This is a genomic window from Nonomuraea sp. NPDC049646 (assembly GCF_044465525.1).
Classification (GTDB): Bacteria; Actinomycetota; Actinomycetes; order Streptosporangiales; family Streptosporangiaceae; genus Nonomuraea.
Genome location: NZ_JBITLU010000005.1, coordinates 44,939 through 64,238, shown reverse-complemented (window position 1 = coordinate 64,238; position 19,300 = coordinate 44,939). Strand labels below are relative to the sequence as shown.

19 protein-coding genes are annotated in these 19,300 nt (G+C 70.1%); 10 read left to right on the top strand and 9 right to left on the bottom strand.

Features of this window, described 5'->3' with window-relative positions; translation table 11 throughout:
* Nucleotides 1-7: 7 nt before the first annotated feature.
* Entirely contained in the window at nt 8-898 is an 891-nt protein-coding gene (locus tag ACIBQ8_RS15840) for an alpha/beta fold hydrolase (protein WP_397192271.1), read from the bottom strand.
* Nucleotides 899-1,210: 312 nt separating this feature from the next.
* Nucleotides 1,211-3,067, bottom strand: coding sequence for a DEAD/DEAH box helicase (locus tag ACIBQ8_RS15835; RefSeq protein WP_397177070.1), 1,857 nt, complete (start codon nt 3,065-3,067; stop codon nt 1,211-1,213).
* A gap of 350 nt (nt 3,068-3,417) precedes the next feature.
* Between ACIBQ8_RS15835 and ACIBQ8_RS15830 the strand changes: the two genes are divergently transcribed.
* Nucleotides 3,418-4,071 carry a ferritin-like fold-containing protein gene (locus ACIBQ8_RS15830; RefSeq protein ID WP_397177072.1) on the top strand — a complete coding sequence of 218 codons (654 nt, stop codon included), beginning with the start codon at nt 3,418-3,420 and terminating at the stop codon, nt 4,069-4,071.
* A 515-nt stretch (nt 4,072-4,586) separates the two neighbouring features.
* Here the strand turns inward: ACIBQ8_RS15830 and ACIBQ8_RS15825 are convergent.
* The 5 genes from ACIBQ8_RS15825 to ligD (ACIBQ8_RS15805) form a co-directional block, all read right to left on the bottom strand.
* The gene (locus ACIBQ8_RS15825; RefSeq protein WP_397177073.1) at nt 4,587-4,817 is read right to left on the bottom strand and encodes a DUF3107 domain-containing protein; all 231 of its coding nucleotides are present in this window, start codon (nt 4,815-4,817) and stop codon (nt 4,587-4,589) included.
* Nucleotides 4,818-4,908: 91 nt separating this feature from the next.
* The gene (locus tag ACIBQ8_RS15820) at nt 4,909-5,529 is read right to left on the bottom strand and encodes a TetR/AcrR family transcriptional regulator (protein ID WP_352319259.1); all 621 of its coding nucleotides are present in this window, start codon (nt 5,527-5,529) and stop codon (nt 4,909-4,911) included.
* A gap of 108 nt (nt 5,530-5,637) precedes the next feature.
* Nucleotides 5,638-5,847 (bottom strand): hypothetical protein, encoded by a 210-nt coding sequence (locus tag ACIBQ8_RS15815; protein WP_397192270.1) that lies wholly within the window; start codon nt 5,845-5,847, stop codon nt 5,638-5,640.
* 43 nt (nt 5,848-5,890) lie between these two features.
* Nucleotides 5,891-6,766, bottom strand: a complete 876-nt coding sequence (gene ligD, locus ACIBQ8_RS15810; protein ID WP_397177077.1) for a non-homologous end-joining DNA ligase — start codon at nt 6,764-6,766, stop codon at nt 5,891-5,893.
* Nucleotides 6,763-7,644, bottom strand: coding sequence for a non-homologous end-joining DNA ligase (gene ligD, locus ACIBQ8_RS15805; RefSeq protein WP_397192269.1), 882 nt, complete (start codon nt 7,642-7,644; stop codon nt 6,763-6,765). Before ligD (ACIBQ8_RS15805) ends, ligD (ACIBQ8_RS15810) begins: the two co-directional genes overlap by 4 nt.
* A gap of 81 nt (nt 7,645-7,725) precedes the next feature.
* Between ligD (ACIBQ8_RS15805) and ACIBQ8_RS15800 the strand changes: the two genes are divergently transcribed.
* The 3 genes from ACIBQ8_RS15800 (at nt 7,726) to ACIBQ8_RS15790 (ending at nt 10,667) form a co-directional block, all read left to right on the top strand.
* On the top strand, nt 7,726-8,625 hold the full coding sequence (locus ACIBQ8_RS15800) for a Ku protein (RefSeq protein WP_397177080.1): 900 nt from the start codon (nt 7,726-7,728) through the stop codon (nt 8,623-8,625).
* A 983-nt stretch (nt 8,626-9,608) separates the two neighbouring features.
* Nucleotides 9,609-9,980, top strand: a complete 372-nt coding sequence (locus ACIBQ8_RS15795; RefSeq protein WP_397177082.1) for a hypothetical protein — start codon at nt 9,609-9,611, stop codon at nt 9,978-9,980.
* Nucleotides 9,981-10,346: 366 nt separating this feature from the next.
* Nucleotides 10,347-10,667: a hypothetical protein gene (locus tag ACIBQ8_RS15790; protein WP_397177084.1), complete on the top strand. Its 321-nt coding sequence runs from the start codon at nt 10,347-10,349 to the stop codon at nt 10,665-10,667.
* 340 nt (nt 10,668-11,007) lie between these two features.
* Here the strand turns inward: ACIBQ8_RS15790 and ACIBQ8_RS15785 are convergent, their stop codons facing one another.
* Nucleotides 11,008-11,424 (bottom strand): hypothetical protein, encoded by a 417-nt coding sequence (locus ACIBQ8_RS15785; RefSeq protein WP_397177085.1) that lies wholly within the window; start codon nt 11,422-11,424, stop codon nt 11,008-11,010.
* A 462-nt stretch (nt 11,425-11,886) separates the two neighbouring features.
* Complete coding sequence (locus tag ACIBQ8_RS15780; RefSeq protein ID WP_397177087.1) at nt 11,887-12,276, bottom strand: hypothetical protein; 390 nt, start codon at nt 12,274-12,276, stop codon at nt 11,887-11,889.
* A 776-nt stretch (nt 12,277-13,052) separates the two neighbouring features.
* Between ACIBQ8_RS15780 and ACIBQ8_RS15775 the strand changes: the two genes are divergently transcribed.
* The 6 genes from ACIBQ8_RS15775 (at nt 13,053) to ACIBQ8_RS15750 (ending at nt 19,279) form a co-directional block, all read left to right on the top strand.
* Entirely contained in the window at nt 13,053-13,958 is a 906-nt protein-coding gene (locus ACIBQ8_RS15775) for an alpha/beta fold hydrolase (RefSeq protein WP_397177089.1), read from the top strand.
* A gap of 43 nt (nt 13,959-14,001) precedes the next feature.
* On the top strand, nt 14,002-15,183 hold the full coding sequence (gene moeZ, locus ACIBQ8_RS15770; RefSeq protein ID WP_397192268.1) for an adenylyltransferase/sulfurtransferase MoeZ: 1,182 nt from the start codon (nt 14,002-14,004) through the stop codon (nt 15,181-15,183).
* A gap of 46 nt (nt 15,184-15,229) precedes the next feature.
* Nucleotides 15,230-15,952, top strand: a complete 723-nt coding sequence (locus ACIBQ8_RS15765) for a hypothetical protein (RefSeq protein WP_397177092.1) — start codon at nt 15,230-15,232, stop codon at nt 15,950-15,952.
* Nucleotides 15,946-17,175, top strand: coding sequence for a S8 family serine peptidase (locus ACIBQ8_RS15760; protein ID WP_397192267.1), 1,230 nt, complete (start codon nt 15,946-15,948; stop codon nt 17,173-17,175). Before ACIBQ8_RS15765 ends, ACIBQ8_RS15760 begins: the two co-directional genes overlap by 7 nt.
* A gap of 158 nt (nt 17,176-17,333) precedes the next feature.
* Nucleotides 17,334-18,134 carry a hypothetical protein gene (locus tag ACIBQ8_RS15755; RefSeq protein ID WP_397177096.1) on the top strand — a complete coding sequence of 267 codons (801 nt, stop codon included), beginning with the start codon at nt 17,334-17,336 and terminating at the stop codon, nt 18,132-18,134.
* Nucleotides 18,110-19,279, top strand: a complete 1,170-nt coding sequence (locus tag ACIBQ8_RS15750; RefSeq protein WP_397177097.1) for a S8 family serine peptidase — start codon at nt 18,110-18,112, stop codon at nt 19,277-19,279. The genes ACIBQ8_RS15755 and ACIBQ8_RS15750 overlap by 25 nt, the downstream gene beginning before the upstream one ends.
* The last annotated feature ends 21 nt before the right edge of the window (nt 19,280-19,300 follow it).

The window sequence follows — 19,300 nt, the reverse complement described above, 5'->3', positions numbered from 1 at the left end:
TAAAGGATTACATGGTGTTGGACCTTGTGTCCAAATAGTGCTTCTCGGCCGCGTTCCAGAACCTGACCAGCGCGGCGGCCGTCGTCTCCGGCGCCTCGACGGCGGGGGAGTGGACCGCGCCGGGCACGACCACGCAGTCGGCGCCGAGCCGGGCGGCCGTCTCTGACTGGGTCTCGGGCGACCAGCCGTCGTCGTGCTCGCCGTAGAGGACCAGGGTGGGGATCTCGATCTGGCGCAGCTCGTCGGTGCGGTCGTGGGCGTGCAGGACCTGCTCGGCCATGCGGGCCAGGCCGGTGGGGGAGTTGGTCAGCAGCCGCTTGCGCAGGAACGCCAGGATCTCGTCGGAGACGTCGGCGGCCAGCGCCTCGGGCTCCATCCGGTGGTGCCAGAGGTGTTCGAGCCCCAGGGCCGGGATCTCGTCCATGATCTCCCGGCCGTTGCGCGCCCGCCTGCCCTCGATGGCCGCCGGGCCCGAGCTCATCAGCGTGAACGAGGCGAACCGGGTGCGCCCGTCGATCACGGCCTCCCGCCCGACCAGGCCGCCGAAGGAGTGGCCCACCAGGTGGACGGGGTCGCCCCCGCCGATGGCCTGGGCCAGCAGGTCGACGTCGGCCCCGAGGGCGGCGCAGGTGTAGGCGGCGGGGTCGTCGGGGCCCGGGGTCTCGTACTGGCCGCGCAGGTCGACGGCCACCACCCGGCGGCCGGACTGGGCCAGGGTCATCAGGACCGCGATGAAGTCTTCCTTGCTGCCGGTCAGGCCGGGGACCAGGAGGGCGGGCCAGCGCTCGACCACGCCGCTGACCGGAAGCGCCTCCAGAGCCGCGAACGCGCCATGGGGCGTTTCGAGCTTCTGCGGCGTCACACCGGGTGGCAGGTCGAGGAATCGCGGCGTACTCACGTGGGGCAACAATACCCAGAGGTCAGCGCCTCGACACCGGCAAAGCTTCGACGCTGGTGCGAGTTGTGGCGACTTGTGAGCTTTGCGGCTTTCACGCTCCGGAGGTGGGCGGGCGACGTCCTCGTCCCCAGTCGGGCGTGGCGGGCTCTGAGGCGGCCTCTCGGGCCCTGCGATGCGTGGAGGGCGCATATGGCGGGCGGTGCGTCCGTGAGGCCGTGAGGGGCGCGTACGGCTCCCTCCCGGCCTCGGCGCCGCTACGGACGAAAAAGGCGCGCACCCCGCGAACGGGATGCGCGCCTTGTTCCGTTGTCGCTAGCCCGCGCGGCGGCGGTTGCCGCCGCCGCCACCGCCACGGGACTGGCGGCGCTGCTGCTTGCGCTCGGTCGCCGCGGACGGCGCGATGTCATCGTCGTCCGTGGCCAGGTCGGGCGACTGGAAGATCACCGCGAACGGGCTCGGCGGGATGATGCGCTCCGGCTCCTTGCGGACCGGCGGCGGAGGCGTGGCCAGGAAGCTCGGCTCCGGCACGGACGCCACGACCGGCTCGGGCGCGGCCTCGGCCGCCCGGCTCCGGACCGGCTCCACCGGAGCCGCCTCGGCCGCCCGGCTGCGCGCGGGCGCCTCGGCGGCCTCCTCGGCCTCCTCGCGCGGCCGCGGGTCGGCGGCCTGGGGCTGGTCGGCGGCCTTGCGGGTGCGGGTCCGCTTCACCGGGGTCTCCGGTGCCTCGGTCAGCGCCTGCTCGATGGCCGACGACGCGGCCCCCCTGCTGCGGACGCGCGTGCGCTTCGGCTCGGCGGCCGCCGTCTGGACCTCGTCGGGCGTGAAGATGGCGGGAGTCTCCTCCGTCTTGGTGGCCACGATCTCGACCTCCGGCGTCTCGGCGGGTGCGGTTTCGGCCAGTTCCCTGCCGCCGCGGGTGCGGCGACGCTGGCGCTGGGCGCGCGGCGGGCGCTCGCGCTCTTCGCGCTCCTCGCGCCGGCGGTTGCCGCCGCGGGTGCGGGTGCGGCCGGTCTCACCGAGGTCCTCGATGCGCTCCGCCGACAGCCCGGCGCGCGAACGGCTCGCGTGCGGCAGGACGCCCTTGGTGCCCGGGGGGATGTTCAGCTCGGTGTAGACGTGCGGCGAGGTGGAGTAGGTCTCCTCCGGCTCGGCGAAGTCGAGCCCGAGCATCTGGTTGATCATCTTCCAGCGGGTCAGCTCCTCCCACTCCACGAAGGTGACCGAGATGCCCGTGCGCCCGGCCCGGCCGGTACGGCCGATGCGGTGCACGTACGTCTTGTCGTCCGTGGGGCAGTCGTAGTTGACCACGTGGGTGACGTCGTCGATGTCGATGCCGCGGGCCGCCACGTCGGTGGCCACCAGCACGTCGATCTTGCCGTTGCGGAAGGCGCGCAGCGCCTGCTCGCGCTGGCCCTGGCCGAGGTCGCCGTGGACGGCCGCGACCGCGAAACCACGCGTGTCGAGCTGTTCGGAGACCATGTCGCAGGCCCGCTTGGTCTCGCAGAAGACCATGGTGAGCCCGCGGCCCTCGGCCTGGAGCAGCCGGGCGACGATCTCGATCTTGTCCATCCGGTGGGCGCGCCAGACGATCTGCCGCACCTGCGGGGTGGTCTCGCCCTCGCCGCTCTCCATCTCCGCGCGCACGTGGGTGGGACGGTTGAGGTATTTGCGGGACAGCGTGACGATCTCGCCCGGCATGGTGGCCGAGAACAGCATCGTCTGCCGCTCCGCGGGGATCAGCTTGAAGATCCGCTCGATGTCGGGCAGGAAGCCCAGGTCCATCATCCGGTCGGCCTCGTCGAGCACGAGGGAGGTGACCTGGCTCAGGTCGAGGTGCTTCTGCTTGACCAGGTCGAGCAGACGGCCCGGGGTGCCGACGATGACGTCGACCCCGGCCTTGAGCGCCTCGATCTGCGGCTCGTACGCCCGGCCGCCGTAGACGGTCAGGACTCGGGAGCCGAGCTTGCCGGCCGCGGTGACCAGGTCCTCACTGACCTGGACGGCCAGCTCGCGGGTCGGCACGACGACCAGCCCGCGGGGCTTCTTGCGGTTCTTGCGCGGCTTGCCGATGCTCTGGAGCATCGCGATGCCGAACGCGTAGGTCTTGCCCGTGCCCGTGCGCGCCTGGCCGATGAGGTCCTGGCCGCTCAGGGCGAGCGGGAGCGCCATCTCCTGGATGGGGAACGGTGTGACGATACCCTCGGTCTCGAGGGCATCGGCGATCTCTGGTGTGACTCCGAGGTCTCGGAAAGTCGTCAGCGTGGCCTGCCTCAGTCTCAAATGAAGGCGGGCCTGCCGGGACCGACGGGCGGAAAACAGCCCCCGTTACGTGGGTCCTCGCGGTAGAGCCAGCCCTCTCGCGTCATCAGCGACCGCGCACCCGGGGAATCGGGGGTTATCGGGGGAATCCCCCGAACTAACACAGTGCGGTCGCACTTTCACAGAGCAGTGTACTCGATACCACAACGCTGGCCGAGCTCGCTTATGTTCCCGCATATTTCGGGAAGTACGCTGCCTCCATGAAGGAGTCTCCTGGAGTCGTCGACCTGCTCGGGGTTCTAGCTTACGCCGAGCTCAGCGCCTACGCCCGGATGACCGAGGACGCCGCCACCCTGGCGCCCTCGCTCGCCGACCGCGCCGCGCTCAGCGAGCTGGCCGTGGCCGAGTACGCCCACTTCCGCCTGCTGCGCGACCGCCTGGCCGAGCTGGGGGCCGATCCGGAGGAGGCGATGGCGCCGTTCGTGACGGCCCTCGACGCCTGGCACGCCCAGACCCGGCCGGCCGACTGGCTGCAGGCCCTGGTCAAGACGTACGTGGGCGACGGGATCGCGCTCGACTTCTACCGGGAGGCCGCCCGGCACCTGGAGCCGTCGATCGTCAAGCTGGTGGACGAGGTGCTGGTGGACGAGGCGCGCTCGCAGTTCGCCGTCGAGCGGGTCAGGGCCGGGATCGAGGCCGATCCGACGGCGGGCGGGCGGCTGGCGCTGTGGGCCCGGCGGCTCGTCGGCGAGGCGCTCAGCCAGGGGCAGCAGGTGGCGACGGCTCGGCCGGAGCTGGCGTTGCTGCTGGTGGAGTCGGCCAGGGCGGCGGGCGGCGAGACGCCCGACATCTCACGCCTTTTCGCGACGCTGACGGAGGCGCACAACAAGCGGATGGCAGCCCTCGGCATCTAGCGCCGGCCGGTGGGCGGGACGACCGTGGATGGCCTGGCCCGCGGGCTCGGCCGCATCTTGCCGGGTGCTGAAGGAGACCGGTCCGGTCTTTTGGCGGTGCGAGGGGACGAAAGGGGATGTACCGTCCCAGACATGAGGGCCTCGCGCCGCTACGGCAGTTCCTTGACGAGATGTGGGCCGAATCGCTGGACTTCGCGCGTCGTGCTGCGGAGGGGAAGCGCGGGATGCCCGACGAGCGACCAGAGCCGGGATCACGCCGAGCGGCGCCGCCCTCACGTCCGGGGCTGCCGCCTCGGACGACCGGGCGACGGCGAGGCATGCGACCCCTGATGCCGGTGCGGCCCGGCCCGTGATGCCGGTGCGCGGCCTGTACGGCTGGTTAGGCCTGTACGGCTGGTTAGCCCTGTACGGCTGGTTAGCCCTGTGTGGCGCGTGTGGCTGGTGAGGCGCGGCGGGTGTGGCTGTGAGGGTACGGCTGATCACGGCCGTACCCTCGTCGTGGGCCTCTGGGGTGGTTAGAGGGTGCCGCCGAAGCCGACCGGCCTTGCTTCGTCCTCACCGATCTCGACGAAACCGAGCGAGGCCACCGGCACGACCACGCGCCGGCCCTTGACGTCGGTGATGGCGAAGACGCCGCGATCTACCGACAGCGCGTTCCTGATCTCCTCTTCCACCTGCTCGGCGGAGAGGTCGGTCTCGACAACGAGTTCGCGGTGTACCGAGCGTACGCCGATCTTGATTTCCATCGTGGCTCCCTAGTCGACTGGGTTAGCGCTCGATCCCATCGTCGCCGTTCGCGGGCCCGGAGGCGGTGAATGATCGCGCCCAGCGAACGGGTTATGCCGTACGCGGAAAACCGCTGATCCCGCGCCAGGCCAGCCGCGCCATGAGCTGCTCGGCCGCGTCCTTGGGGATCGAGCCCTGCGCGGTGACCCAGTAGCGGGCGCTCACCTCGGCCATGCCGACCAGGCCGACGCCGAGCAGGTGGGCCTCGTCGCTGGTGCAGCCGGTGTCCTCCTGGATGACCGCGCTGACCATCTCGGCGCACTCCTGCAGGGACCGCTCCACCCGCTGGCGCACGGGCGCGACGTTGCGCAGGTCGGACTCGAAGACCAGCCGGAACGCCTCCCCCTGCGTGGAGACGAAGTCGAAGAACGCGCTGAACGTGGCCTGCACCCGCAGCTTGTTCTCGTGGGTGGAGGCCAGGGCCTCGCGGCAGCGGTTGACCATGTCGTCGACGTGCAGGTCGAGCAGCGCGAGGTAGAGCTCCAGCTTGCCGGGGAAGTGCTGGTAGAGCACCGGCTTGCTGACCCCGGCCCGATCGGCGATCTCGTCCATGGCGGCCGCGTGGTAGCCGTTCTCCACGAACACTTCCTGCGCGGCGCTCAGCAGTTGCCGGCGTCGGGCCAGTCGGGGCAGCCGGGTGCCCCGGGGCTTCGCGTCCGGGGTTGCGGTCACGCGGGTCTCCATTGGTCTCTCAGCGAACTGTGCCGACATCCTACGTGCGGGCAGCCGACACCTCGGCGGTCATCGTCATACGCGCTCGGTCTGGCGGGCGGCCCGTGCTCAGCGGTAGTCGTCGTCGTCGTAGTCCACGACGCGGTCCTGGTCGGCCGCGTCGGCGGGGTCGGCGTCGAGCGGAAGCTCCCGGCGCGCCCCGGCGGTCTCCTCGCGGATCTCACGATGCTGCTCGGCGGCGTCGGCCTCGGGCGTCTCCGGCGACAACTCCTCTTCCTCCTCCTCGTCGTAGACACTTTCGTCCCCGCGGGTGTCCATTTCCGACATCTTCGGTCCCCCTCTTGGTGTGGACGGGTCCAGACTACGCCCGGCCGAAAAGGTCGCCGTGCTTCTCCACTCTGGCGAGTACGTCAGGCGCGGTGAACACCAGGTCATCGGGGTGTTCACAGTCCTCGACCTCCTTCCACAGCAGCGGCGTCGAGACCGTCGGCCGCTCCCTGGCCCGCAGCGAGTACGGCGCCACGGTGGTCTTGGCCGGATTGTTCTGACTCCAGTCGATGAACACCTTGCCCGGCCTGGCCTTCTTGGCCATGACGCTGACGATCTCCTTCGGATGCTCCTTCTCCAGGACCTGGGCCAGCCTCTTGGCGTACGCCGAGGGCTCCTCGCGGCAGTCCCAGCCGGCGTAGAGCTGCATGCCCTTGTTGCCGCTGGTCTTGGGCCTGGCGTCGAGCCCCTCGCCCTTCAGCACCTCGCGCAGCGTGAGCGCCACCCGGCAGCACTCCACGATCGTCGCCGGCGCGCCCGGGTCCAGGTCGAACACGAGCGTGTCGGGCGGCAGCGCCGCGCCGTCGTCGTCCACGCGCCACTGAGGCACGTGCAGCTCCAGCGCGGCGAGGTTGGCGTAGTAGGCGAGCGTCGGCAGGTCCTCGATGACGGCGAAGTCGATGCTCTCGCGGTTCTTGGTGCTGCCGGGGGCGGGCAGGTTGACCTTCCTGACCCAGTCGGGCGTGTGCTCGGGCGCGTTCTTCTCGAAGAAGAACTGGCCGGTGACGCCGTTGGGATACCGCTTGACGGTCAGGGGCCGGCCGGCGAGGTGCGGCAGCAGGACGGGGGCCACGCGGCTGTAGTAGTCGATGACCTCGGCCTTGGTGAAGCCGATCTCCGGGTAGAGCACCTTGTCCAGGTTGCTCAGCGTCAGCTCGCGCCCGTCGACCCTGACCGGCACCTTCTTCACAGCCTCACCTCCGCGGGGAGCTTGTCGGCGCGCAGCCCGCGCCACACCGGATGTCTCAGCCGCAGCTCGTCGGTCCACATCGTGTAGCCCACCTCCCCGACGAGATCGGGCCTAACCCACCGATTTCTCCACGGGACCGCGTTCGTGAACGGGCTGCGCGGGATCTCCAGAGGCTGGAGCTCCTGGTGGAGGTCGTCCAGGATGGCGTCGGTGAACCCGGTTCCCACGTGGCCGACGTACGTCAGCCCTTCACCGGTGAAGACGCCCATGACGAGCGAGCCGATCCCGCCCGCTCTGCGGCCCTTGCCGGGTTTCCAGCCGCCGATCACGACGTCCCGGGTGCTGAGGTGCTTGACCTTGATCCACCACGGCGAGCGCACGCCCGGCCGGTAGGGGGAGTCGAGCCGCTTGGCCACCACGCCCTCCAGGCCCTGCTCCCGCGTGGCGGCCAGCAGGTCGCTGTCCCCGGGGAAGTACGGGGGCGCGCCGACGTCCAGCTCGTCGAGGAGCGCGCGGCGGTCGCGGTAGGCCAGGTCGAACAGCGGCCTGCCGTCCAGGCAGAGCAGGTCGAAGGGCATGTACGTGACGGGATAGAGCTCCAGCACGGCCGGTTCCGGGTCGGTCAGGTGCATGCGGTGCTGGAGCCGGACGAAACTGGGCCTGCCGCGCCGGTCCAGCGCCACGACCTCGCCGTCGAGCACGGCGTTCTTGACCCCGAACCCTGAAATTTCCGGGTATCGCCGGGTGTACTCCACGCCATGCCGTCCCGTCACTCTCAGGACGCCGTCGAGGTGCACGAGCGCGCGGATGCCGTCCCACTTGACCTCCAGGCCGTACCGGTCGCGATCGGAGGGTAGTTCCCCAGGTACGGCCAGCATTGGTTCAATCGGGTATGGCATTGGTTGCCCCATGACGGGTATGTGCCCATATGGTGAGCCCGCTACTGCTGAGGAGTGCCCATGCGCAGCATCTGGAAAGGTGCGATCTCCTTCGGGCTGGTCACCATCCCCGTGAAGCTCTACTCGGCGACCGAGCAGAAAGACGTCAGCTTCCACCAGGTCCACCGGGACGACGGCGGCAGGATCCGCTACAAGCGCGTGTGCACGGTCGACGGCGAGGAGGTCCCGTACGCGGACATCGCCAAAGGGTACGAACTGGCCACGGGCGAGATGGTGGTGCTCACCGACGAGGACTTCGAGGACCTGCCGCTGAGCACGTCGCGCAGGATCGACGTCCTCCAGTTCACCCCCGCTGAGCAGATCGACCCCATTTACTTCGCCAAGTCGTACTACCTGGAGCCCGACGCGCAGGGCGCGAAGCCGTACGTGCTGCTGCGCGACGCCCTGGAGAGCTCGGGACAGGTGGCCGTGGTCAAGGTGGCGCTGCGGCAGCGGGAGTCGCTGGCCACCCTGCGCGTGCGGGACGGCGTGTTCGTCCTGGAGACCATGTTGTGGCCGGACGAGATCCGCGCCCCCGACTTCGAGTTCCTGGAGGAGGACATCGAGGTCCGGGCGCAGGAGCTCAAGATGGCCGAGTCCCTGATCACCACCATGGAGTCGGACTTCGATCCGAGCGAGTACCACGACACCTACCGCGAGGCGTTGCAGCAGGTGATCGAGGCGAAGGTGGCGGGCAAGGAGGTCGTCGCGGCGCCGGAGGAGGAAGAGGCGGGGCCGGCGGTGGACCTCATGGCCGCCCTGCGCGCCAGCGTCGAAGCCGCGAAACGGGAGCGGACCGGGGAACCGGCCAAACCGAAGAAGGCGGCGGGCGGCAAGTCCGCCAAGGCGGCGAAGGGGGCCGAGGAGGCCAAGGAAGAGGAGAAGGCCCCGCCGAAGCGCAAGGCCCGCAAGTCCGCCTGACCCCCTTTGCCACGTCGGTCCGTACGACGACGCCCCCAGGACGTTCGCCCCCGCACACCGTGACGTAGGGAAGACCGCCTGGCCGGAAGGCTGGGGCGGCACTGAGGTGCGCGCGAGGGCCGGCGACGGTGACCGTTGCGGTGTTGAAGAGTGGCGACGAGCCGCCGACCCCGGCCCGGATGCTCCCGTTGCGAGGCTTGACCGCCTAAGAGACCGATCAGGTCGCGTGCGACACCCGGCGGACCAGCCAGGCGCGCCGGCGTGAGGCGATCGCCGCGCGGTAATCGGCGGGGCGGCTGATCGGGTGAGGGGTCCACCGTCAGGCTCGCGCCTCGACAGCCAGGGGGCTGGGCGAGTGGTAACCGCGCGCCCGACAGAGCGGGAAGCCGAGCAGGTCGTGCTCATGGCGGTGGACGGGCATTCCCACGGCCGACGTGCTGGAGTGGCTGGACGCGCATGCATCTACGCGCACAAGCCGCAGGCCGGGCTCAGTGTCGCGTGGCGGTAGCCGCAACGCCTGCTCGGCCCCGAGGGCGGCACAGAAGGTGTGTGGCTCTCACGGTGTGCCGAGGATCCGGCTGTCCGCGTTCTGGCTCACATAACGGCCAATAGCCTCAAAGCGGACATTGTCTTCAAATCCCAATAAGCCGCATCAATTGCCACGGGTTAAATCGGTTGATCACCGACACTCGACGCGGGTCGAGGGGCCGTGCTCGGGTTTCCGAGGCCGCTCGTCCTTGACTGACCTCCTCGCCCGGCGATCATGATAGATTCGGACATATCATGGCATATCAGTCAATAAATGTTTAATGCAAGCAATAAGGCTGTTAATGCATAGCAAAAAGGCGGCGGTTCTGTGTTGCCATGCCCGCGTCCAGGAAATGACATTTCACGGATGGCTCGTCACAGGTCGTCCAAGGGCAGTTCCCTGGCAACCGGGGAGCGTTGAGAACGGGGCAACCAATCCTTTAGGGGGAAACGCAATGCCCAAGCTCAAGAGTATTCTCGCAGGCCTCGCCGTCAGCACGGCCATGAGCGGCGGTGTCGTAGCGCTCGGCGCGGCGACCACCGCGACCAGCGCCGACGCCGCCACCAGCGCCGGTGTCGTCACGTCCACCAGCTTCCAGGCCGGCTGCTTCCGCAGGTCCCGGTGCGGTGGCTGGGGATGGGGCAACAACTGGGGCGGCTGGGGCGGCGGCTGGGGCTGGCGCCGTCACCACAACCGCGTGGGCAAGGTGAAGGTCACCATCCACAACCGCAACTTCAACCGCAACCGGGTGACGGACACCGAAGCCGTGCGGCCGATGGTCCGCGACCACGACCGCGACCACGACCGCGACCGCGACTGGCGCTGACGGCGGACGGAACCGTCATCCTCATGAAGGCGGCGCCGCGCTGAATTCGACCACCGGGTACCGGGCTCGGAAAAGGGACTGAATGACGGTCCGGCGCGCCGGAGGGTTCATTCTCTCCGCGTCTTCGGAAATTCTCGTGAGGGCTTCACCGGCATCGGCCGGGGAGCCCTCACTTGCGTTTGCGCGCGAGTCGCCATGCGAATCTGTGGCTACCGGCAAAACTGGACAATTGCGGTTTGCTGGCTATTCATGGGGATATATCAAGGTCATGGATGGCAGGCATGGCAAGCCATACCGTCCACGTCGTTTCCTGGGAATCCGGAAGCGTCGAGAAACGGGGCATCCAAACCTTTAGGAGGAAACGCAATGCCCAAGCTCAAGAGTATTGTCGCAGGGCTCGCCATGAGCACGGCCCTGAGCGGCGGAGTGATCGCCCTCGGCGCGGCGACCACGACCACCAGCGCCGAAGCCGCCACGAACGTCACCACCGGGGCGACCACCACCACTCTGTCCGGCTGCTTCCGCCGTTCGTGGTGCGGCGGCGGCTGGGGCTGGCGCAACAACTGGCGTCGCCACCGGCTCCCCAGGATCCGGATCATCATCGTCAACCGGAACCGGAACCGCGACGCGATCGCGCGTGACGTCCGCCAGCAGGTCCGCAATGACGACGACCGCGACTGGAGCTGACCGCAGGTTCTGAACCCGGGGCGCGACCGAGTGCCCGCATCCCACCGGACCTTCGTTCTCGTCGAGAACGAACTCCTGGCACGGGATGCGGGCACTCACTCGTTTCACCTTCTTCGTCCGTACGGTCTTGGCATCGGGTGACGATCCCGTGCGGCGGCACGGAGGGGGCGGGCCGGCTCGGGAAGGACGCGGGACACGTCGAGTGCCCGCATCCGGGAGGCGATCCTCGCTCTCCGTCGAGAGAGCCGGTCGGCCGGATGCGGGCACTCCTCTACGTCGGCGTGGTCTCACTTCTCAGGTGGGCTCTCGCTGGGCGGGCTTCCCCTGGTGAGACCGCCGCCTAGTCGTCGTGGTGGTCGCGCTCGTCGCGCCGTTGGACGTTGGTGCTGTTGTGGTTGCTGTTGTGGTTGGAGTTGTGGATGACGACGCGGACCCGGGGGGCGTTGTTACGCCGCCAGCCCCAGCCGCCGCCGCGACCCCAGCCCCAGCCGCCCCCGCGGCCCCAGCCCCAGCCGCCGCCCCAGCCGCAGCGGCGGTGGCAGCCGCCGCCCCAGCGGTTGCCCCAGCTGCGGCCCCAGCCGCCCCAGCCGCACCGGACCTCCCGGAAGCAGCCGGCCAGGGTGGCCGCGGTGGCCGAGCCGGAGACGCTGGCGGCGCTCGCGCCGGTGACGGTGGTCGCCGCGCCCGCGCTGACCACACCGCCCGTCAGCGCGGTGCCCATGGCGAGCCCTGCGATAACACTTTTGAGCTTGGGCATTGTGTTTCCCCCTAAAAGGATTGATTGCCCCGTACTCGACGCTCCGCTTCGTCCGAGCCTTTCCGGATTTCTGCGGAGCGGCGTGGATGTCCGCTAGCGAGCATCCATGCCAGGGATATATCCGACCGAATGCCCCACAAACGGACATTGTCCTCTCTTGTCCGACACTATGGAGCATCATGGTGCATAATCGGACATTTCGGACTACCAGGGTCGAGGGGGTCCGGCATTGCGGGGGAGGCGGATCCCGCATTCGAGGGAGAAACGCAGTGAGGGCCCCACCGGCATAATGCCAGTGGAGCCCTCACCGGGAATTGCCGCGGTGACAGAGGAGAATGGATTCTCAGGCAGGACAGCAAGGTCCGGGTGCGGTCACTGCCTGAGAGCCCAATACTCGCCGGTCGGTTTCACTTCGCCGTGAAGAGCGACCATCCATGGATTACGGGCACCATCCCCGCGCGATCAGTCGTCGCGGTCGCCGCGCGCCCGGCGGTCCTCGCGCAGCTCGTTGCTGGTCCTCGTCTCGGTGTTGTCGTTCGTGTTCTCGTTGAAGATCTTGACGCAGACGCCGCCGCCGCGGTGCCGGCGCCAGCCGCCACCCCAGCCGCCGCCCCAGCCCCAGCCGCCGCCGCCCCAGCCGCCGCCCCAGCCGTGGCGGTTCCTGTTGCAGCGGTGGTGACGACGGTGCCACCAGCCGTGACCGTCCCCATCGCCCCAGCTGAGGGTCGTCGGGCTGGTGACGTTGTTGGCGGTGCTGGCGTTGGCGGTGGTCGTCGCGCCCAGGCTGACCACGCCGCCGGTCAGCGCGGTGCTGACGGCCAGACCTGCGATAACACTTTTGAGCTTGGGCATTGCGTTTTCCCCCTAAAGGATTGGTTGCCCCGTTCTCGACGTTCCCGAGAGGCCGGGAACCAGGTCTTGAACGACTAGCTGATGAGCCATCCGTGAAATGTCATTTCCGAGACAGAGCTACAGCAAACAGGAGTGGCCCTATTTTGCTATGCATTAGCAATCTTATTGCTTGCATTACAGCTCTATCGAATGAAATGCCATGATATGTCCGATTATGTGCATATGACGGAGTGCCCATCACATCGGGTTCCGACAGTGTCGGCCGTGCTTTTCTCGTGAAATGACGGCATGGCTGGACGCGCCGGAAGGCGGCGGCCATGCGTGTATTTACGGCTCGCGGAAAATGCTCGCCGGCACACCTGTGCGCCAGGCATGAGAAATGCTGGACGATGCTGTCGTCGGGATCGTTCGGGAAATGTCGTTACGCTTCCCCGATGGATTTCCGGTGATCGCGACTTTCCGGCCGCTAACCAAGAGTGTCCGGTAGGTCGCGCACTGTATCCGTTCCTCATGGTTACCCGTATCGAACCTGGTAAACGGGGACAGACAGCTTTTGCCGGGCACTTAAGCCGCCAAGAGATCCATTAGACATCTATGAGCGGAAATTTCGGGCCTGCCCCCCATGTCCCCCGTGCTCGCCGCGCGGAGCGCGACCTCCCCCCTCGCGTCCCGTATGTCCAGTGCTGCTCTGATAGGTCAGAGAAGGCGGCGTCTGTACGGAATGCAGACCCCGCCCGAGCGCGCTGGTTATCGTGGAAGAGCGACAAGGAGGACGTATGACAGCGGTGGAGCCGGTCCCTCACTGGCCGGGACGCATGATCGGCCCGGTGCACGTGCGATCCACCCCCGATGGCGGCCCCGCCGAGCAGGCGGTGTTCGTCCACGGGCTGGCGGGCTCGGCCACCAACTGGACCGACCTCATGGACGAGCTCAAGGACACCGTCACCGGCCACGCCCTCGACCTGCCCGGCGCGGGCTTCTCCCCGGCGCCGCGGGACGGCGACTACACGGTGGCCGGCCACGCCACGGCGGTGATCGGGCTGATGGAGCACACCGGCCCGGCCCACCTGTTCGGCAACTCGCTGGGCGGCGCCGTCGCGGTGCGGGTCGCCGCGGCCAGGCCCGACCTGGTCCGCTCGCTCACGCTCGTCTCGCCCGCCCTGCCCGACCTGCTCCCCAGGTACGGCCCGGTCCGCGTGGCCGCCGCCGCCGTGCCCAGGGTGGGCGAGTGGTTCGCCGGCAAGCTGCGCCTGCTCCCGGCCGAGCAGCGCATCAACGCCTCCTTCGCCATGGTCTGGGCGGACGTGAACGCCGTCCACCCGGTGCGCCTGGCCGACGCCGTGGAGGAGATGCGCCGGCGCGACGACGTCCCGTACGCGGGGGAGGCCATGATCGGCTCGGCCAGGGGCATCGTGGCCGAGTACTTCCGGCGCGGCGAGGACAACCTGTGGCGCCAGGCGGCCAAGGTGGAGGCCCCGACGCTCATCGTCCACGGCCGGCACGACCGCCTGGTGCGCCCGGCCATGGCGGCGAAGGCGGCCCGTACGTTCCGGCAGGTCAGGCTCGTGCTGCTGCCGACGGCGGGGCACGTGGCGATGATGGAGATGCCCCGCGTGGTGGCGGCGGAGGCGCGCCGTCTGATCGGTGAGACGAGATTGGGGAATGCCCCACTCGCCGAGTAGGTTTCAGCTAGAGATGTGACCCCCTGAAACGGGAGCGTAGAACGTGTCGTTGCCACCGCTGGTCGAGCCGGCCACAGAGCTGACCGTAGACGAAGTGCGCCGCTACTCGCGCCACCTGATCATCCCCGATGTCGGGATGGCCGGGCAGAAGCGGCTGAAGAACGCCAAGGTGCTGTGCGTGGGCGCCGGCGGCCTGGGCTCGCCCGCCCTGATGTACCTGGCCGCGGCGGGCGTCGGCACCCTCGGCATCATCGACTTCGACGTCGTCGATGAGTCCAACCTGCAGCGCCAGATCATCCACGGCCAGTCCGACGTGGGCAGGCTGAAGGCCGAGAGCGCCGCGGCGTCGGTCCGCGAGATCAACCCGCTGGTCGAGGTCGTCGTCCACAACGCGACCCTGACCACCGAGAACGTCATGGAGATCTTCTCCGGCTACGACCTCATCGTCGACGGCACGGACAACTTCGCCACCCGCTACATGGTGAACGACGCCGCCGTGCTGCTCGGCAAGCCGTACGTCTGGGGTTCGATCTACCGCTTCGACGGCCAGGCCAGCGTGTTCTGGGCCGAGCACGGGCCCTGCTACCGCTGCCTCTACCCCGAGCCCCCGCCTCCCGGCATGGTGCCCTCGTGCGCCGAGGGCGGCGTGCTCGGCGTGCTGTGCGCGTCGATCGGCTCGATCCAGGTCAACGAGGCCATCAAGCTGCTGACGGGCATCGGCGACCCGCTCGTCGGCCGGCTGATGATCTACGACGCCCTGGAGATGAAGTACCGGGACGTCAAGGTCCGCAAGGACCCCGAGTGCGTGCTGTGCGGCAAGAACCCGACGGTCACCGAGCTGCTGGAGGACTACGAGGCCTTCTGCGGCGCGATCTCCGACGAGGCCGCGCAGGCCGCCAGCGGCTCCACGATCACCGCGGCGGAGCTCAAGTCCATGATGGACAAGGGCGACAACATCTACGTGGTCGACGTCCGCGAGCCCAACGAGTACGAGATCGTGTCCATCCCGGGCGCCACGCTGATCCCCAAGGGCGAGTTCCTCAACGGCTCGGCCCTGGAGAAGCTGCCCCAGGACAAGCGCATCGTGCTCCACTGCAAGTCGGGCGCGCGCTCGGCCGAGGCCCTCGCGATCGTCAAGAACGCGGGCTTCGCCGACGCGGTGCACGTCGGCGGCGGGGTGCTGAGCTGGGTCAAGACGGTCGACCCCAGCCTGCCCAGCTACTGAGGCGTTTTCCGGGGAACCTCCCCCCGAGGCGCTTAAGGTCGGTGTCGTGAACCACGCCCGCCCCTGGCCCACCCTGGTGGTGTCCTCCGCGCTGACCCTGATCTGCGCGGTGGCCGCCGGGGTGGCCGGGAGCGCGGCGGGCACCGAGCTGACCCGCGGCCCGAGCGCGGCCGAGCTGCGTGCCGCCGCCACGCGCGAGGTCGCCGAACGCTGGCGCGCCTGGCCCGCCGGGCGCGTCTTCCCCGCGGCTCTGCCGTACGCGGCCGAGCAGGGCGGGCAGGAGCGGGCCGAGCGCATCGGCATCTCGCCGCACACCGGCTGCGGCGCCGGGTCCGTCGACGCGAAGGCGGTCAAGGCGTTGCGCGAGGCCGGATGCAGAGGCGTGCTGCGGGCCACCTACATCGACGCGCTGCGCGGGGTGCTCGTCACCGTGGGCGTGGTGGCGCTGCCCGACGAGTCACGCGCGGTCCGGGCCAGGAGCGCGTTCGCCGACAACGGCAAGCCCGTGCCGGGGCTGCGGCCGCTGAGCTTCACGGGCACGGTCGCCGAGCGGTTCACCCCCTCCATGCGGCAGGCCGGGTCGGTGCGCCAGGCGGGCCCGTACGTCGTGCTGACCACGGCGGGCCAGGTGGACGGGCGGCCCGCGACCACGTCCGGCGAGTCACGTCCGGCGATCTTCGCCTTCGCCGCCGAGCTGTCCGAACGCGTGCTGCTCGGCCTCAGCACCCCTCGGATGCCCGACTGCGCGGCCGAGGGATGGCGGTGCTGAGCCGCCGCGCCGTGAGGGCGCTGTCCGCCGCCCCCGCGGTCCTGCTCGCGGTACTTCCGACGGCCCCGCCCGCCCACGCCGACGACGACGTGCGCGGCGGCCAGCGGGCCGTGATCGAGACGCTCGACCTGCCCGCGGCCTGGCGCGTCACCAAGGGCTCGGGGGTCACGGTGGCCGTGCTCGACTCCGGGGTCGATCCGGCCCACCGCGACCTGGCCGGCTCGGTGACCGTGGGCCGCGACTTCACCGCGGGCGCGAACCCGCCGGGCGTCGCGCCGCCGCGGCTGCACGGCACGTACATGGCCTCCCTGATCGCCGGGCACGGCCACGGGCCGGGCGGAAGGAAGGGCGTCATCGGCGTCGCGCCCGAGGCCGGCGTCCTGTCGGTACGGGTCATCCTGGAGGACGAGGAGCCGGGGTTCCGGGAGTTCAACTCGGCCGAGCGCTTCGAGGACGTCGTCGCCAGGGGCATCCGCTACGCCGTCGACCAGGGCGCGGACGTCGTCAACATGTCGATCTCCAAGGAGCTCGCGACCCGGGAGGAACGGGCGGCCATCAGGTACGCCATCTCCAGGGGCGTCGTGCTGGTGGCCGCGGCCGGCAACGACGGCGACAGGAAGACCGCCGGCGACTTCGCGCCCTACTCCTACCCGGCGTCCTTCCCCGGCGTGGTGTCGGTGGGGGCGACCGACCGGCGGCTGCGCAGGGCCACGTTCTCCAACTGGAACTCCTCGGTGCTGGTGGCCGCGCCGGGCGTGGACATCATGGGCGCGGGGCCGGGCGACGAGTACTGGGTCGGCCGGGGCACCTCGCAGGCGACCGCGCTCGTCTCGGGGGTGGCCGCCCTCATCAAGGCGAGATATCCGCGGATGTCGCCGCCGCTGGTCGTCCAGGCGCTCGCCGACAGCGCCGACGACCGCCCGCCCGGCGGCTACGACACCGGCACCGGCTTCGGCGTCGTCAACGCCCGCAAGGCCCTGGCCGAGGCCGCCCGCCTGGCCACGCACACCGAGACCGCGACCGGCCCGCAGGCCCAGGACCCCGCCCGGCCCCTGGCGGGCGGCCCGGCCGGGCCGATCAGGGTCACCACGAGGGACCACCGGCGCGTGACGATCTACGCGGCCGTGGCCGCGGGCGCCGCAGGCGGGGCGCTCGCGTCGCTGGCGGTCATCTTCTTCCTGGTCAGGCGCGTCCGGCGCGACCACGGCGCACACGACGCATGATCCGCCTGCTAACGGGGACGAAATAGACACCGACCGAACGCGGGAACGAGGCCAGGGTGGTGAAGGCACGTAGGTCGACCTCAGGGCTACCGCGCGCCGGCGAGGCCACATCGGGACGCAGCAACCCGCTCGGGGCGTCGACCGGCCGCCGGTCCCGCGTGCGCGCCTGGCCGGCGGCGAACTCCCGGACGCGCACCGCGGCCAGGGAACGCGCCGAGCTGGCGGCCCTCCAGCAGGGCGTGCGCTTTCGGCGCATCTTCGTCGTGCTGGTCGGCGCGGTCGTGGCCGTGTCGGCCCTCGTGGTGCTGCTGGGCACGATCGGGCTGCTCAACGAGACGCGCTCGCGTCCGCTGACCCCGGCCGAGCAGAACCAGTACAAGCAGGAGGAGATCGCCCGGCGCTGGCAGGCGTGGCCGGCCACGGGCGTCTTCCCCGAGGAGGTCAAGTACCTCGGCCTCGACCGCGCCCAGCAGTACGCCAGGCGGGTCGGCATCGCCCCCGAGACCGACTGCGGCAAGGGCGTGGACGCCTCCGTCGCCGGGGTCCTCGACAGCCACGGATGCCTCACGCTATTGCGCGCCACGTACGTCGACCAGACCTCCACCTTCGTCATCACCGTCGGCGTGGCCGTGCTGAAGGACGAGGAGTCCAGGGTGTCGGCGGGCGAGCAACTGGGCCAGGACGACCGGGTGGGCGTGCTGCCCGTGGCCTTCCCCGGCACCGTGACCGAACGATTCGGCACCGAGCAGCGCCAGCGCACCGGCTGGGTGGGCGCCGGGCCGTACATCGTCTTCTCCACCGCCGGGTACGCCGACGGGCGCACCAGGGCCGCCATCCCTCCGGAGGAGATCCTGCACAGCGAGCTCTGGCCGGCGGCCAAGTCGGTCGGCAACCAGATCGCCTACTTCCTGGCGGATCCTCCCAAGGTCCCGCCGTGCACCCAGGGGAACGTGTGCTGACCGCCGTACGGGCGCTCGCGGCCACGCTGCTCGTCCTCCTCGGGCCCACGGCCGCCCCGATCAGGGACCAGCAGCAATGGGTGCTGGACGCGCTCAACGTCGAGCAGGCGTGGAACGTGACCAAGGGCGAGGGCGTCACGGTCGCCGTCGTGGACAGCGCGGTGGACGCCGGGATCAAGGAGCTGAAGGGCCGCGTCACGACCGGGCCCGACATGAGCTCGGGCACGGTGGCCCGCGAGGTGCAGCCGGGGCGGCACGGCACCGCCATGGCCGCGCTGATCGCCGGTTCCGGCGCCGGCGACGGGCTGATCGGCGTCGCGCCCGGGGCGCGCATCCTGTCGCTGCCCCTGGCCACCGACGACGAGCCGGCGTTCGACCTGCTGCCGCCCACGGACCTCCAGTCGCCCGAGAGCTCGCTGGCCCGCGCCCTGCGCTACGCCGCCAACCACGGCGCCCAGGTCGTCAGCATGTCGATCGGCTCCTACGGGCCGGTCAGGTCCGAGCGGGAGGCGGTGTCGTACGCGCTGAGCAAGGGCGTGGTGCTGGTGGCCGCCGTCGGCAACGACGGCCAGACGCCCTACGCCAAGGAGAAGGGCACCTCGTTCTGGAGCTTCCCGGCCGGCTACTCGGGCGTGATCGGCGTAGGCGCGACCGACAAGCAGGGCAGGAAGGCCACGTTCAGCAGCGACAACCTGTCGGTCCTCGTCGGCGCGCCCGGCGTGCAGGTGCCCGTGGTCAAGCGGCCCAGCGGGTACGAGCTGTCCGACGGCACCAGCTCGGCCGCCGCGCTCGTGGCAGGGGTGGCCGCGCTGATCAAGTCGCGCTATCCCGCCCTGCCGCCCGAGCAGGTGGCCCAGGCGCTGGCCTCCAGCGCGCGGGGCCGTCCGGCCGCCGGCTACGACGACAACACCGGGTTCGGCGTGGTGGACGCCGGGGCCGCGCTCAACGCCGCCGAGCGCCTGACCGGTCAGCGGCGCAGCGTGATCACGCCGGGAAAGGACCACTTCGGCCGGGGCGAGGACTCCCCGGTGCCGACCCGTCCGGGGGCCGATCCGTGGCGGTTGTGGCTGTACGGAGGGGGTGTGCTGGTCGCGCTGGTGACGTTCTGCGGGGCGATCATCGTCCTCAATCAGCGCAAGGAGTGATGAACCGCTCGTACTTCGCCC